This window comes from Microbacterium horticulturae, assembly GCF_029094505.1.
Lineage (GTDB): Bacteria > Actinomycetota > Actinomycetes > Actinomycetales > Microbacteriaceae > Microbacterium > Microbacterium horticulturae.
In genome coordinates this window covers 1,360,552-1,373,507 of sequence record NZ_CP119108.1, presented here as the reverse complement: position 1 = coordinate 1,373,507, position 12,956 = coordinate 1,360,552, and the positions used below count along the sequence as shown (strand labels likewise).

Annotated in this window: 13 protein-coding genes; 4 read left to right on the top strand and 9 right to left on the bottom strand. The window is 67.7% G+C overall.

The window, feature by feature from the left end; genetic code table 11:
- The first annotated feature begins 10 nt into the window (after window positions 1–10).
- Genes qcrC through qcrB form a run of 3 tightly spaced genes read left to right on the top strand, consistent with a single transcriptional unit; the run spans window position 11 to window position 3,749 of the window.
- The gene (gene qcrC / locus PU630_RS06435) at window positions 11–817 is read left to right on the top strand and encodes a cytochrome bc1 complex diheme cytochrome c subunit (RefSeq protein WP_275279517.1); all 807 of its coding nucleotides are present in this window, start codon (window positions 11–13) and stop codon (window positions 815–817) included.
- A gap of 32 nt (window positions 818–849) precedes the next feature.
- On the top strand, window positions 850–1,929 hold the full coding sequence (gene qcrA, locus PU630_RS06430) for a cytochrome bc1 complex Rieske iron-sulfur subunit (protein WP_275279516.1): 1,080 nt from the start codon (window positions 850–852) through the stop codon (window positions 1,927–1,929).
- On the top strand, window positions 1,926–3,749 hold the full coding sequence (gene qcrB, locus PU630_RS06425) for a cytochrome bc1 complex cytochrome b subunit (protein WP_275279515.1): 1,824 nt from the start codon (window positions 1,926–1,928) through the stop codon (window positions 3,747–3,749). The genes qcrA and qcrB overlap by 4 nt, the downstream gene beginning before the upstream one ends.
- A 106-nt stretch (window positions 3,750–3,855) precedes the next feature.
- Here the strand turns inward: qcrB and PU630_RS06420 are convergent, their stop codons facing one another.
- The 6 genes from PU630_RS06420 to PU630_RS06395 form a co-directional block, all read right to left on the bottom strand.
- The gene (locus PU630_RS06420; RefSeq protein WP_275279514.1) at window positions 3,856–4,329 is read right to left on the bottom strand and encodes a GNAT family N-acetyltransferase; all 474 of its coding nucleotides are present in this window, start codon (window positions 4,327–4,329) and stop codon (window positions 3,856–3,858) included.
- A 191-nt stretch (window positions 4,330–4,520) separates the two neighbouring features.
- On the bottom strand, window positions 4,521–4,955 hold the full coding sequence (locus tag PU630_RS06415; protein WP_275279513.1) for a cytochrome c oxidase subunit 4: 435 nt from the start codon (window positions 4,953–4,955) through the stop codon (window positions 4,521–4,523).
- Window positions 4,956–6,680 (bottom strand): aa3-type cytochrome oxidase subunit I, encoded by a 1,725-nt coding sequence (gene ctaD, locus PU630_RS06410; RefSeq protein ID WP_275279512.1) that lies wholly within the window; start codon window positions 6,678–6,680, stop codon window positions 4,956–4,958.
- Between the two features lies 1 nt (window position 6,681).
- Complete coding sequence (ctaC, locus tag PU630_RS06405) at window positions 6,682–7,578, bottom strand: aa3-type cytochrome oxidase subunit II (RefSeq protein ID WP_275279511.1); 897 nt, start codon at window positions 7,576–7,578, stop codon at window positions 6,682–6,684.
- Between the two features lie 111 nt (window positions 7,579–7,689).
- Window positions 7,690–8,055 (bottom strand): iron-sulfur cluster insertion protein ErpA, encoded by a 366-nt coding sequence (erpA, locus tag PU630_RS06400; RefSeq protein WP_275279510.1) that lies wholly within the window; start codon window positions 8,053–8,055, stop codon window positions 7,690–7,692.
- Window positions 8,056–8,134: 79 nt separating this feature from the next.
- Complete coding sequence (locus tag PU630_RS06395) at window positions 8,135–9,529, bottom strand: dipeptidase (RefSeq protein WP_275279509.1); 1,395 nt, start codon at window positions 9,527–9,529, stop codon at window positions 8,135–8,137.
- Between the two features lie 97 nt (window positions 9,530–9,626).
- Between PU630_RS06395 and PU630_RS06390 the strand changes: the two genes are divergently transcribed.
- Complete coding sequence (locus PU630_RS06390) at window positions 9,627–10,142, top strand: DUF3043 domain-containing protein (protein ID WP_275280039.1); 516 nt, start codon at window positions 9,627–9,629, stop codon at window positions 10,140–10,142.
- On the opposite strand, the gene PU630_RS06385 is transcribed toward PU630_RS06390, so the two are convergent.
- The 3 genes from PU630_RS06385 to hisD are packed head-to-tail and all read right to left on the bottom strand — an operon-like array spanning window position 10,114 to window position 12,935.
- Window positions 10,114–11,151: a quinone-dependent dihydroorotate dehydrogenase gene (locus PU630_RS06385; RefSeq protein WP_275279508.1), complete on the bottom strand. Its 1,038-nt coding sequence runs from the start codon at window positions 11,149–11,151 to the stop codon at window positions 10,114–10,116. The genes PU630_RS06390 and PU630_RS06385 overlap by 29 nt on opposite strands.
- A 15-nt stretch (window positions 11,152–11,166) precedes the next feature.
- On the bottom strand, window positions 11,167–11,622 hold the full coding sequence (nrdR, locus tag PU630_RS06380; RefSeq protein ID WP_275279507.1) for a transcriptional regulator NrdR: 456 nt from the start codon (window positions 11,620–11,622) through the stop codon (window positions 11,167–11,169).
- An 11-nt stretch (window positions 11,623–11,633) separates the two neighbouring features.
- Complete coding sequence (gene hisD, locus PU630_RS06375) at window positions 11,634–12,935, bottom strand: histidinol dehydrogenase (protein ID WP_275279505.1); 1,302 nt, start codon at window positions 12,933–12,935, stop codon at window positions 11,634–11,636.
- Window positions 12,936–12,956 lie beyond the last annotated feature (21 nt).

The window sequence follows — 12,956 nt, the reverse complement described above, 5'->3', positions numbered from 1 at the left end:
CCGCATCGAAATGGCACGTGAGAAGAAGCGTCGCGTCTCCGGGCGCCGCAGTCCCCTGGCAGCAGTCGCCCTCATCGGGATCGGTCTGCTGGCGACCGGCGGCATCTACGCCGGCGCGTCGGCGGCGGTCGCCGCGACCAACGACTCGTCGACGTCCGCGTCGACGGCACTGACCGTCGACGACGGCAAGAAGCTGTTCCAGGCCAACTGCGCCACCTGTCACGGCATGGATCTGCAGGGATCCGACGACGGCCCGTCGCTGGCCGGCGTCGGCGAACTCGCCGTGGAGTTCCAGGTGTCCACCGGTCGCATGCCGCTGGCGATGCAGGGCCCGCAGGCCCCGCAGAAGCCCGAGCAGTTCACCGAGGACCAGATCAAGGCCATCGCCGCCTACGTGCAGTCCGTCGCCCCCGGCCCGACATACCCGTCTGAAGAAACGCTCGACGGCAAGGGCGACGTCGCCAACGGCGCGGAGATCTTCCGCACCAACTGCGCCATGTGCCACAACGTCGCCGGCGCCGGCGGTGCCCTGACCCAGGGCAAGTTCGCGCCGTCGCTGGAGAACACCAGCGCACTGCACATGTACGCCGCGATGGTCACCGGCCCGCAGAACATGCCCGTGTTCAGCAACATGAACCTGAACCTCGACGAGAAGCGCGACATCATCTCGTACCTGCTCTACCTGCAGGATCACGAATCGGTCGGCGGCTTCGGCCTCGGTTCTCTCGGCCCCGTCGCAGAGGGCCTCTTCATCTGGATCTTCGGCATCGGCACCCTCATCGGTGTGACGGTGTGGATCACCGCGAAGTCCAACTGATCGTTCACGCAATTCCACGCACGAGGAGCACCATGGCACACGAGGAAGACCCGCTCGAGCACGAGAGGGCTTCGTGGCAGCCCTCCCCCGGGCTCGCCGTCGCGGTCCCCGATCCGGTGCAGAACGACGAACTGCCGCCGCACCGCGAGCGGGTGACCGACAAAGACCCCGCCGCCATGAAGCGGGCCGTCCGCACGGTCTACACGTTGTTCTACCTGTCGGTCGCCGCGAGCATCTGGGCGGTGGCCGCCTACATGATCTTCCCGATCGAAGACGGCCAGATCACCAGCATCCGGCACAACAATCTCTTCATCGGCCTCGGCATCGCACTCGCGCTGCTGGCGATCGGCATCGGCGCGATCCACTGGTCGAAGGCGATCATGTCCGACAAGGAGTTCGTCGAGCCCCGGCACGCGACCCGCGGTCGTGACAGCACCCGCGAGGCCGCCGTCAAGGCGTTCGCCGATGCCAACGAGGAGTCCGGCTTCGGTCGCCGTGCGATGGTCCGCAACTCGCTGATCGCGGCGGTCGTGGCATCCATCGCCCCCGGCGTCGTGCTGTTCCGCGGCCTGGCCCCGCACAGCAGCCCCTCGAACCCCTACGCGGGCGACCCGGTGCACTTGCTCAGCCACACCATGTGGAAGAAGGGCATGCGCCTGGCCCACGACCCCAGCGGTGTGCCGATCAAGGCCTCCGACGTGACCCTGGGCTCGGCGTTCCACGTGATCCCCGAGGCTCTGGCCGATGTCACCCACGCGGAGGGCTACCTCGACGAGAAGGCCAAGGCCATCGTGCTGCTGATGCGCCTGCCCGTCGACCAGCTGCACCCCGAGCCGGGCCATGAGGACTGGGGCTTCGACGGCATCGTCGCGTACTCCAAGGTCTGCACGCACGTCGGTTGCCCGGTCGCACTGTACGAGCAGCAGACGCACCACCTGCTGTGCCCGTGCCACCAGTCGCAGTTCGACGTCTCGCACGGCGCCCGCGTCATCTTCGGCCCGGCGGCGCGCGCGCTGCCGCAGCTGCCGATCGAGGTCGATGCCGAAGGCTACATCGTCGCCAAGAGCGACTTCCAAGAACCCGTCGGCCCGAGCTTCTGGGAGCGTCATTGAGTACTGCAACCGCCACCTCCCGCTTCCAGGAGGAAACGAAGGAAAAGCCGCTCGGCGGCCGTTTCGTCGGCTGGGCGTCGAACTACATCGATGAGCGGACGAGCCTCTCCGGCTTCGTCAAAGAGCTCGGCCGCAAGATCTTCCCCGACCACTGGTCGTTCATGCTGGGTGAGATCGCGCTGTGGAGCTTCGTGGTCATCCTCCTCTCGGGGACCTTCCTGACGTTCTTCTTCCAGGCCTCGATGGTCGAGACGCACTACGCCGGCTCCTTCATCCCGATGCGCGGTGTCGAGATGTCGGCCGCGCTCGACTCCACGCTGCGCCTGTCGTTCGACATCCGCGGCGGTCTCCTGGTCCGCCAGATCCACCACTGGGCCGCGCTGGTGTTCGTCGCCGGTATCGGCGTGCACATGCTGCGGATCTTCTTCACGGGCGCCTTCCGCAAGCCCCGCGAGCTGAACTGGGTGATCGGCTTCATCCTGTTCATCCTCGCGATGGCCGAGGGCTTCACCGGCTACTCGCTGCCCGACGATCTGCTCTCCGGCAACGGTCTGCGCATCATCGACGGCATGGTCAAGGGCATCCCGCTCGTGGGCACCTGGATCTCGTTCCTGCTGTTCGGCGGCGAGTTCCCCGGCGACCAGATCGTGGGGCGCCTGTACACGCTGCATATCCTGCTGCTGCCGGCGATCCTCGTGGGGCTGCTCGTGCTGCACCTGATGCTCATGGTCATCAACAAGCACACGCAGTTCGCGGGGCCCGGCCGCAAGAACAGCAACGTCGTCGGCTACCCGATGATGCCGGTCTACATGTCGAAGATGGGCGGTTTCTTCTTCATCGTCTTCGGTGTGATCGTGCTGATCGCCTCGCTGTTCACGATCAACCCGATCTGGAACTACGGCCCGTACGACCCGTCCCCCGTCTCCGCCGGCACCCAGCCCGACTGGTACATCGGCTTCGCGGACGGTGCTCTGCGCCTGGTGCCCCCGCACCTGGAGTTCGTGTGGCTTGACCACACCTGGTCGTTCAACATCATCCTGCCGCTGCTGGTGCTGGGTCTGTTCATCATCCTGGTGCTCATCTACCCGTTCATCGAGGCCTGGGTCACCGGTGACAAGCGCGAGCACCACATCGCGCAGCGTCCCCGCCATGCGGCCACCCGCACCGCCATCGGCGTCGCCGGTGTGATCTTCTACGCGGTCCTGTGGGCGGCGGCGTCATCCGACCTCATCGCGACGCACTTCTCGGTCACGATGGAAGGCGTGATCCACACGCTGCAGGGGCTGTTGATCCTCGGACCGATCATCGGGTACTTCGTCGCCAAACGCATTGCTATCGCACTGCAGAAGAAGGACCGCGAGATCGTCCTTCACGGCTACGAATCCGGTCGCATCGTGCGCCTGCCGGGCGGCGAGTTCACCGAGGTGCACCGCACCGTCGACCAGTACGACCGCTTCAAGCTGGTCGACTACGAGACGTACGAGCCTCTCGTCGTTCGTCCGAACGCCAAGGGCAAGATCGGCTTCTGGCAGAACACCCGCTCGGCTCTGTCGCGCTGGTTCTTCGAAGACCGTCTCACCCCGGTCACCCAGTCGGAGATCGAGGCCGCCGTGGCGCACCAGCACCACACGCTGGAGGACGTCAACGCGACCACCTCGTCCGAGATCCAGGGGGCGCACGCCCGCGCCGGCCACCCCGAATCGCCGCTGCGGCCGCAGGACCCTGACGCGAAGACTGGTGAGATCCCGACCACGCCGACGTCCGTCCTCAGCGATGACGAAGAGAACAAGCATCACCGGGAGAGCGACCGCGACCAGTAGGTCACACCGCTCCTCCCCTGGGCCCCGTTGCACACACCGTGCAGCGGGGCCCTTCTGCTGCCCGGGCTCGTGCGTCTGTGCGCTGCTCGCACGCCCCTCGCGCGCGTCAGAGGTCGACGGCGAAGAGAAGGCGCTCTCCCCCATCGAACGGCACGTCGCGGAACCGTGGCCCACGGGCGATCTCCCGGAAGCCCCACCGGCGGTGTGCCGCGATGGATGCCGCGTTCCGCACGTTCGTGAAGTAGTACGCGCGCGCCGCGCCCGACCGTCGGATCAGCTCGAGACGCGCCGCCACGAGCGCGGCGCCGACTCCCCCACGTCGGTGTGCGGTGCGTACACGCACGCCCATGAGGTACTCGCCCGCAGGCGCTGCGCCCGCCGCATCGTCGAAGCGTCTCGTGGCCGCCCACCCGACGACTGCGTCGGTCTCCTCTGCGACGCACACGCGCTCGTGCTCCGCCTCGACGGCGCGGGTGGCCCAGCTGCGGAACCGATCGCCGGTCGCGCCCTCGCCGTGTGCCTGCACCGCGAGGATCGCGTCGATGTCGGAGGGACGTGCCGTGCGGACCGAGAGCGCCATGCCGCCCACGCTACGTCGCCCGGCCGTGAGAGTACAGCTGACGGACGAGAGCGTGGGAAATACCCGCTCTCTCGGCGACCAGCTGTTCTCTCACGGGCGGGAGGGCCGTCGGCGCGCGCCGAGGACGCGCTCCGCCAACGGCAGAGGGCCCCGGCCCGGAAACCCGGTGCCAGGGCCCTCTGAAGGAGCTCTCAGCGAGCGAAGTGCCCGCGGTAGTACTCGTAGACCCAGCCGACGATAGCGACGACGAAGATGCCCACACCGATCGGGAGCATCCAGGTGCCGACGGCGAAGCCGATCATGGCGAATGCGGCCGACAGTGCAAGAACGAGCGGCCACCACGACCACGGCGAGAACTCGCCCATCTCGGGGTCGCCGTCGTCGATCTCGGCGGTCAGCACGTCAGCGGGCAACTCGCCGCCCTGCGCGTGGTGCACACGCCCGATGTAGAAGGCGATGAGTGCCGACATGAGTCCGACGAACAGGAGAGCGACCGTACCGACCCACTCCACACCGTGGTTCCAGGGCAGGTCAGGGTGCGGGAGCACCGACCACACCGTGTAGACCACGGACATCAGCACGAAGAACGCGCAGATGACCCACCAGAGCACTGCGTTGGTGCGCATTTACTTCGCCTCTCCGTTCGTGGCGGCCACGAGGTGGACGCCATCGGGCGCCGCTTCGGGGTGGTTCAGGTCGAACGCGGGCCGCTCGCTGCGGATTCGCGGGATCGACGTGAAGTTGTGCCGCGGCGGCGGGCAGCTGGTCGCCCACTCGAGCGACGCGCCGTAGCCCCACGGATCGTTCACCGTCACCTTGGGTGCGTTCCGCGCCGTGATCCAGACGTTCAGCAGGAACGGGATCATCGACGAACCCAGCAGCATGGCGCCGATGGTCGACACCTGGTTCATCCAGGTCCAGCCGTCGGACGGTGCGTAGTCGGCGTAGCGACGCGGCATGCCGTCGACACCGGCCCAGTGCTGCACGAGGAAGGTCATGTGGAAGCCGATGAACAGCATCCAGAAGTGCACCATCCCCAGCCGCTCGTTGAGCATCTTGCCCGTCCACTTCGGCCACCAGAAATAGAAGCCCGAGAACATGGCGAACACGACCGTGCCGAACACCACGTAGTGGAAGTGCGCCACCACGAAGTACGAGTCAGACAGGAAGAAGTCCAGCGGCGGCGACGCGAGGATCACGCCGGTCAGGCCACCGAACACGAACGAGGCCAGGAAGCCGATCGCGAAGACCATGGGCGTCTCGAAGGTCACCGAGCCACGCCACATCGTGCCGATCCAGTTGAAGATCTTCACACCCGTCGGAACCGCGATCAGCATGGTCATCAGCGAGAAGAACGGCAGCAGCACCGCGCCGGTGACGTACATGTGGTGCGCCCACACCGACGCCGACAGCGCGGCGATCGAGATCGTGGCGTACACGAGCGTCTTGTATCCGAAGATCGGCTTGCGGCTGAAGACCGGGAAGATCTCGGACACGATGCCGAAGAACGGCAGCGCGATGATGTACACCTCGGGGTGCCCGAAGAACCAGAACAGATGCTGCCAGAGCAGCACACCGCCGTTCGCCGCATCGTAGATGTGCGCACCGAGGATGCGGTCAGCAGCACCCGCGAGGATGGCGGCGGCCAGCACCGGGAAGACCATGAGGATCAGGATGCTGGTGATCAGCGTGTTCCACGAGAAGATCGGCATGCGCCACATGGTCATGCCCGGAGCGCGCATCGTGATCACCGTGGTGACGAAGTTCACAGCGCCGAGGATCGTGCCGAAACCGCTCATCCCCAGGCCCAGGAACCAGAGGTTGCCGCCGGCCCCCGGCGAGAACGTCGCATTCGCCAACGGCTGGTACGCGAACCACCCGAACGCCGCCGCACCCTGCGGAGTCAGGAACCCCGCCACCGCGATCAGCGATCCGAACAGGAACAACCAGAACGCAAAAGCGTTCAACCGGGGGAACGCCACATCGGGAGCCCCCAGCTGCAACGGCAGGATCGCATTGGCGAACCCGGCGAACAACGGCGTCGCGAACATCAGCAGCATGATCGTGCCATGCATCGTGAACAGCTGGTTGAACTGGTCCTTCGTCGCAACGATCTGGATGCCCGGGGCGAACAGCTCGGCACGGATGATCAGCGCCATCACACCGCCAAGCATGAAGAACATGACAGAGGAGATCAGGTACATGTACCCGATGATCTTGTGGTCGGTGGAGGTGATCCACCGAACGACGATATTGCCCTTGGACTCGACACGCGTCGAGGACATCAGCGCCGCCTGGCGGGGCGGCAACGTGGTGCGGCCGCTTTCCTGCAACGGGAGCGTTGTCGCCATCTCAGTTCTCTCCCTCATTCTGGGCGCCCGTGCCCGGCTCGTTGTTCAGGCGGTCGTATGCGTCCGTGATGTCTCCCGTGTTGCCCTCGGCACGCAGCTCGTCGAGGTGCTGCTGGTACTCGTCGGCGCTGACCACCTTCACGCGGAACAGCATGGCCGAGTGGTACTCACCACACAGCTCGGCGCACTTGCCCTGGTAGGTGCCCTCGCGCGTCGGCGTGAACGACCAGGAGTTGTCGCGGCCGATGTAGAGGTCCTTCTTGTAGAGGAAGTCGATGACCCAGAACGAGTGGGCGACGTCACGCGACTCGAGGTCGATGCGCACGCTTTCGTTCACGGGCAGGTACAGGGTGGGCAGGGCGTCCTGGTCGACGTTGCCGTCCTTGTCGGGCTGAGCCTGCGTCCCCATCGTCCAGACGGCGTCGGAGTTGTCGGCGGCCTCGCCGTTGTACTGGAAGTCCCACGACCACTGCTTGCCGATCGCCGTCACCGACACATCGGGGTTCTGGTCCTGCGTCTCGAGGGTCGTCTGGTCACGGGCGGTGAACGAGAACATGCCCGCGACGAGGATGAGCGGCACGACCGTGTAGAAGATCTCGATCGGCATGTTGTAGCGCAGCTGGACCGGCAGTCCCGTCTGGCCCTTACGGCGACGATAGGCCACCATGGCCCACAGCATCAGGCCCCAGGTGATGAGACCGACGATGAGCAGGACGACCCACGAGTTGGTCCACAGCGCCGCCACCATGTCGGTGCGGTTCGTCGCCGGCGGAGCATCGGCGTCCTCGAAACCAGGGAGGAACCCGTGGAGCTGGGACGAAGTGCAACCCGCCAGCAGAACGGCCGCAGCGGTCCCGAGCGGGAGGGCGAGCCAGCGGAGGCGACGTTTCGAGGGCACAGTGCACCTTTCCGGATCAACGAACTGACAGAGGCCAGTCTAGAGCAACCTCCCACCCGATTCTGGCCATTCGTTCAGGTGGAGGCTCCGCGCCACAGGCGCGATCAGAGGTCAGTGGAAGCTGTCGCCACAGGCGCAGCTGCCCGACGCGTTGGGGTTGTCGATGGTGAAACCCTGCTGCGCGATGGTGTCTTGGAAGTCGATCGTGGCGCCGTCCAGATACGGGACGCTCATCTCATCGACGATGACCTCGACGCCGTCGAAGTCGACGGCCTTGTCGCCGTCGAGGAAGCGCTCGTCGAAGTAGAGCTGATAGATCAGTCCCGAGCATCCCCCCGGCTGCACAGCGACGCGAAGACGCAGGTCATCGCGGCCTTCCTGGGCGAGCAGGCTCCTGACCTTCTGCGCGGCGGCTTCTGTCAGCAGAACTCCGTGCTCGCGGACAGGCTGCTCGGTCGTCAGTGCGGTGTCGGTCATGGCATTCCTCCGTGATGGGCGGGTGGATGCCACGAGTCTACGCCCGAGGCGAACACCGGGGCCGCCCGTCCAGGCGTGTTCAGAGAGCGCGCGCGTCGAGGCGTTCCAGCAGGAGAGCCTCGGCCGCGAGGGCGTTTCGGAAAGTGTCCAGGTGAAGCGACTCATTCGGGCTGTGGGCGCGCGCGTGCGGGTCTTCGACACCGGTCACGAGGATCTGCGCCTCGGGGAACTCCCGCACGAGGTCCGCGACGAAGGGGATCGACCCGCCGACGCCGAGGTCGACCGGCGCCACGCCGTATCCGGCCTCCATGGCGACACGTGCATCCTGCACGGCCCACCCGCTCGTGTCGACGAGGAAGCCGTCGCCGAAATCGACGTCCGTGAAGGAGAGCTCCGCGCCGAACGGTGCACGGGCGCGCAGGTGCGCGGCGATGGCCTCGTATGCGTCGCGGGCGTTCTGCCCCGGTGCGACGCGCGCGCTGACGACGACCTTCACCTCGGGAGTGAGAGTGTTCGACGCGTTGACGACGCTGGGCGCGTCGATGCCCGTGACCGTGATCGACGGCTTGTTCCAGATCCGACTGAGGATGCTGTCGCGCCCGATCGGTGTGACCTGTTCGGGAAGCCCTGCCTCATCGCGCAGGGTCTCTTCGGAGTAGTCGGGGGTCGCAGCATCCCGTGTGGCCAGACCCTCGACGGCCACGGCGCCGTCGTCATCCCAGAGCGTCGCCAGCAGCTTCACGGTGGCCATCATCGCGTCGGGCACCGCTCCCCCGAACATGCCGGAGTGCGACGCGTGCTCGAGCGTGCGCACGGTCAGCGTGAATCGCGCGTTCCCGCGCAGCGACACCGTGACGGCGGGGGTCTTCGCGTCCCAGTTGCCGGAATCGGCGACGACGATCACGTCGGCGCGCAGTGCGTCGGCGTTGTCGGAGAGGAACTGCGAGAACGAGCGGGAGCCGGCCTCCTCCTCGCCCTCGATGAACAGGGCCACCCCGAGGTCGATGTCGTCGCCGAGGACCGCACGCAGCGCACGCAGCGCGCCGATGTGCACCATCACGCCGGCCTTGTCGTCGGCCGCCCCGCGCCCGTAGAGGCGTCCGCCGCGCACGGTCGGCTCGAACGGCGTCGACTCCCACAGCGATTCGTCGCCGACCGGCTGCACGTCGTGGTGCGCGTACAGGAGGATCGTCGGCCGACCGTTGCGCGCGGCGCGCGTGGCCAGCACGGCGGGCATGCCGCGTTCCGGTCCACCGTCGATCGCCGCATCGCGGATCTCGACCCGGTCGAACATTCCGGTCCCCTCCGCGAGAGCCTTCACCGCCTCGGCGCTGCGCTGCACCTGCGCGCGGTCGAAGCCCGGGAACGCGATCGAGGGGATGCGCACCAGCGCACCCAGATCGGCAAGGGCTGCGGGCACTGCGTCGGCGGCGGCGGCATGGACGGCTTCGTGTCGAGGCGACTGTGAGGTCATGCGGGTAATCTTAAGGGCACCCCATCCCCGATCCCGAGGTTCATCCGTGTCCAAGAAGACAGCCGCCGACGAGCACGACGTCACCGACGAGACGCCCATGAGCGGCAAGGGACGTCCCACTCCGTCGCGTGCCGAGCAGGAGGCCGCCCGCAAGCGGCCCCTCGTTCCGGACACCAAAGAGGCCCGTCAGCGGCAGAAGGCCGATCTGGCCGCGCAGCGCGAGAAGGCTCGGGTCGGCATGGCCGCCGGTGAAGACAAGTACCTGCCGGCCCGCGATAAGGGGCCCCAGCGCCGCTTCGTGCGCGACTTCATCGACGCCGGCTGGCACGTGGGCGAACTCGTGATGCCGCTGATGATCCTCGTCATCGTCATCATGATGGTCAACCTCGTGATGCTGCAGGTCTACGCGATGATCGTGCTCTGGGCCTACGTCGTGCTCGTCATCATCGACATGGTCGTCACCTCGATGCGCATCAAGAAGGCCGCGGCGAAGAAGTTCGGCGACCGGCGTGAGAAGGGTCTGGGCTGGTACGGCGCGATGCGCACCATTCAGATGCGGTGGATGCGGCTGCCCAAGCCTCAGGTCAAGCGCGGGCAGTACCCGACGAAGTGAGACCGCGGTTGATCTGCCGCGCCCACAGGGGTCCGCGGTAGAGGAACGCCGTATACCCCTGCACGAGGTCGGCTCCGGCATCCAGCCGCTCCTGCACATCGGCGGCCGTCTCGACGCCGCCGACGGCGATGACCGTGAACGGGCTGGGAACGACGCGTCGCACCTGGCGCAGAACATCCAGCGCGCGCTGTTTCAACGGGGCGCCCGACAGACCGCCCTCCCCCGCGGCGGCCACGACCGCCGGGTCTGTGGTCAGCCCCTCGCGGGAGATCGTCGTGTTGGTGACGATGATGCCGGAAAGCCCCAGGTCGACGGCCATCGTCGCGATCGCCGCGATCTCGTCGTCGGGCAGGTCGGGGGCGATCTTCACGAGCAGCGGGGTCGTGCCCGCGGCATCCTGCACCGCTGCCAGCAGCGGGCGCAGAGTCTCGACCGCCTGCAGACCGCGCAGGCCGGGAGTGTTCGGCGACGACACGTTCACGGCGAGGTAGTCGGCCAACGGCGCGAGCAGCGTGGCGCTGCGCACGTAGTCGCCGGTGGCATCGGCGACGTCGACCACCCGGCTCTTGCCGATGTTCACGCCGATCACGCCGTGGCGCCCTCCGCGACGCAGGCGCCGCAGCCGGGCCGCCGCAGCCTCGGCGCCGCGGTTGTTGAAGCCCATGCGGTTCACCACGGCGCGGTCGGGGATGAGTCGGAACAGGCGCGGCTTCGGGTTGCCGTCCTGCGGGATGGCGGTCACGGTCCCGACCTCGACATGCCCGAAGCCCAGGGCCGAGAGGCCACGCACGCCCAGCACGTTCTTGTCGAACCCGGCGGCGACGCCGAACGGCGAATCGAAATCGAGTCCGAGGACGCGCCTGCGCAGTGACGGATCGGGCTTGGCGATCGCTCGCGCCGCCCAGGAGAACGGACGCACGCCGAGCACGCGGATCACGAGCATCGCGCTGTGGTGGGCGAACTCCGGATCCATGCGCGAGAGAACGGTACGGAACAGGAACGGGTACATCGGGCTCCGGTGATCTCAGGCGCGGCTGTGGTCGGCGCGCAGCTGGGCGATGGACGCCTCGAAGTCCTCGAGGGAGTCGAAGGCCTGGTAGACGCTCGCGAAGCGGAGGTACGCCACCTCATCGAGCTCGCGCAGCGGGCCCAGGATCGCCAGACCGATGTCGTTCGTCTCCAGTTGCGATGCGCCGGTGCCGCGCAGCGCCTCTTCGACCTGCTGCGCGAGCATGGCCAGGTCGTCTTCCGTGACCGGGCGGCCCTGGCAGGCCTTGCGCACGCCGGCCGCGACCTTCTCACGGCTGAACGGCTCGGCGACGCCCGAGCGCTTGATGACGGTGAGGCTCGCGGTCTCGACTGTCGAGAAGCGACGCCCGCATTCGGGGCATTGCCGACGGCGACGGATGCTGAGACCGTCGTCGCTCGTGCGGGAATCGATGACGCGGGAATCGGGGTGGCGGCAGAAGGGGCAGTGCATCAGCCGACAGACTACCCCGCGAACCTGGCCGTGACCGCTTCGCCGTGCGCAGGCAGTGCCTCCGCGTCGGCGAGGGCCACGATGTGGCCCGCGACCTCGTGCAGTGCGTCGCGGTTGTAGGCGATGACCTGCTGTGGGCGCAGAAAGGTCGCGGCGGAAAGACCGGCCGCATAGCGCGCCTGGCCGCCGGTGGGCAGCACGTGATTGCTGCCGGCGAGGTAGTCGCCCAGACTCACCGGCGAGTACGCCCCGACGAAGACCGCTCCGGCGTTCACGAAGGCCGCCGGGCGGGGGTCGGCCAGGTGCAGCTCGAGGTGCTCGGGAGCGTAGGCGTTGCTGAACGCCGTGGCGGCGTCGAGGTCATCGACCAGGACGATCGCCGACTGTTCGCCTTCCAGCGCCGTCCGTGCGCGGGCGCCGTTGCGGGTGCCGTCGATACGCGCCTCCACGGCGGCGTGCACACGATCGGCCAGATCGGTGCTGTCGGTGACGAGCAGCGCCGACGCCTGCTCATCGTGCTCGGCCTGGCTGATGAGGTCGACCGCCACCAGCACGGGGTCAGCACTGTCGTCGGCCACGATGAGGATCTCGGTCGCGCCGGCCTCGGCGTCGGTGCCGACCAGGCCCGCCACAGCACGCTTGGCGGCTGCGACGAAGTTGTTGCCCGGACCGGTGACGACGTCGACCGGGTCGAGGTCGATGGTCGCGACACCGTGCGCGAGCGCGCCGATGGCACCGGCGCCGCCCATCGCATACACCTCGGTGATGCCCAGCAGACGCGCGGCAGCGAGGATGTCGGGGTGGACCCGGCCACCGAACGCCGCCTGCGGCGGCGAGGCCAGGGCCACCTCGCCGACACCGGCGACCTGCGCCGGCACGACGTTCATGATGACGCTCGACGGATAGACGGCCTTGCCGCCCGGAACGTACACGCCCGCGCGGCGCACCGGCTGCCACCGCTGCTCGACGCGGCCACCGTCACCCAGGTCGGTCGTGCGTCCCTGCGGAACCTGAGCCGCAGACGCTGCCCGCACCCGACGGATCGATTCCTCGAGCGCGGCGCGCACGCCGGCGTCGAGTCCCGCGAGTGCCTCGTCGAGGTGCGCCGTGGGAACCCGGATCTCGTGACCGGAGACGTGGTCGAAGGTCTCGGCCTGCTCGCGCAGGGCCGCCTCGCCGCGCGCGGCGACGTCGTGCACGATCCGGGCGGCGGTGTCCACTGCGTCGGCGCGGGCGGCCTGGGCCCGCGGGACGGCGGCCAGCAGTTCGGCCGGCGTGAACGTCCGACCCCTCAGATCGATGGTGCGCAGCATCCCTCCAGGCTATCCGGTGGG

What these genes read in the sequence shown, in the direction of transcription:
- erpA (WP_275279510.1), bottom strand. Translation starts at nt 8,055, where the DNA reads ATGACCGACACCGCACTGACGACCGAGCAGCCTGTCCGCGAGCACGGA.
- PU630_RS06420 (WP_275279514.1), bottom strand. Translation starts at nt 4,329, where the DNA reads ATGGCGCTCTCGGTCCGCACGGCACGTCCCTCCGACATCGACGCGATC.
- qcrC (WP_275279517.1), top strand. Translation starts at nt 11, where the DNA reads ATGGCACGTGAGAAGAAGCGTCGCGTCTCCGGGCGCCGCAGTCCCCTG.
- PU630_RS06390 (WP_275280039.1), top strand. Translation starts at nt 9,627, where the DNA reads ATGAGCGGCAAGGGACGTCCCACTCCGTCGCGTGCCGAGCAGGAGGCC.
- hisD (WP_275279505.1), bottom strand. Translation starts at nt 12,935, where the DNA reads ATGCTGCGCACCATCGATCTGAGGGGTCGGACGTTCACGCCGGCCGAA.
- PU630_RS06395 (WP_275279509.1), bottom strand. Translation starts at nt 9,529, where the DNA reads ATGACCTCACAGTCGCCTCGACACGAAGCCGTCCATGCCGCCGCCGCC.
- qcrA (WP_275279516.1), top strand. Translation starts at nt 850, where the DNA reads ATGGCACACGAGGAAGACCCGCTCGAGCACGAGAGGGCTTCGTGGCAG.
- PU630_RS06415 (WP_275279513.1), bottom strand. Translation starts at nt 4,955, where the DNA reads ATGCGCACCAACGCAGTGCTCTGGTGGGTCATCTGCGCGTTCTTCGTG.
- ctaD (WP_275279512.1), bottom strand. Translation starts at nt 6,680, where the DNA reads ATGGCGACAACGCTCCCGTTGCAGGAAAGCGGCCGCACCACGTTGCCG.
- nrdR (WP_275279507.1), bottom strand. Translation starts at nt 11,622, where the DNA reads ATGCACTGCCCCTTCTGCCGCCACCCCGATTCCCGCGTCATCGATTCC.
- PU630_RS06385 (WP_275279508.1), bottom strand. Translation starts at nt 11,151, where the DNA reads ATGTACCCGTTCCTGTTCCGTACCGTTCTCTCGCGCATGGATCCGGAG.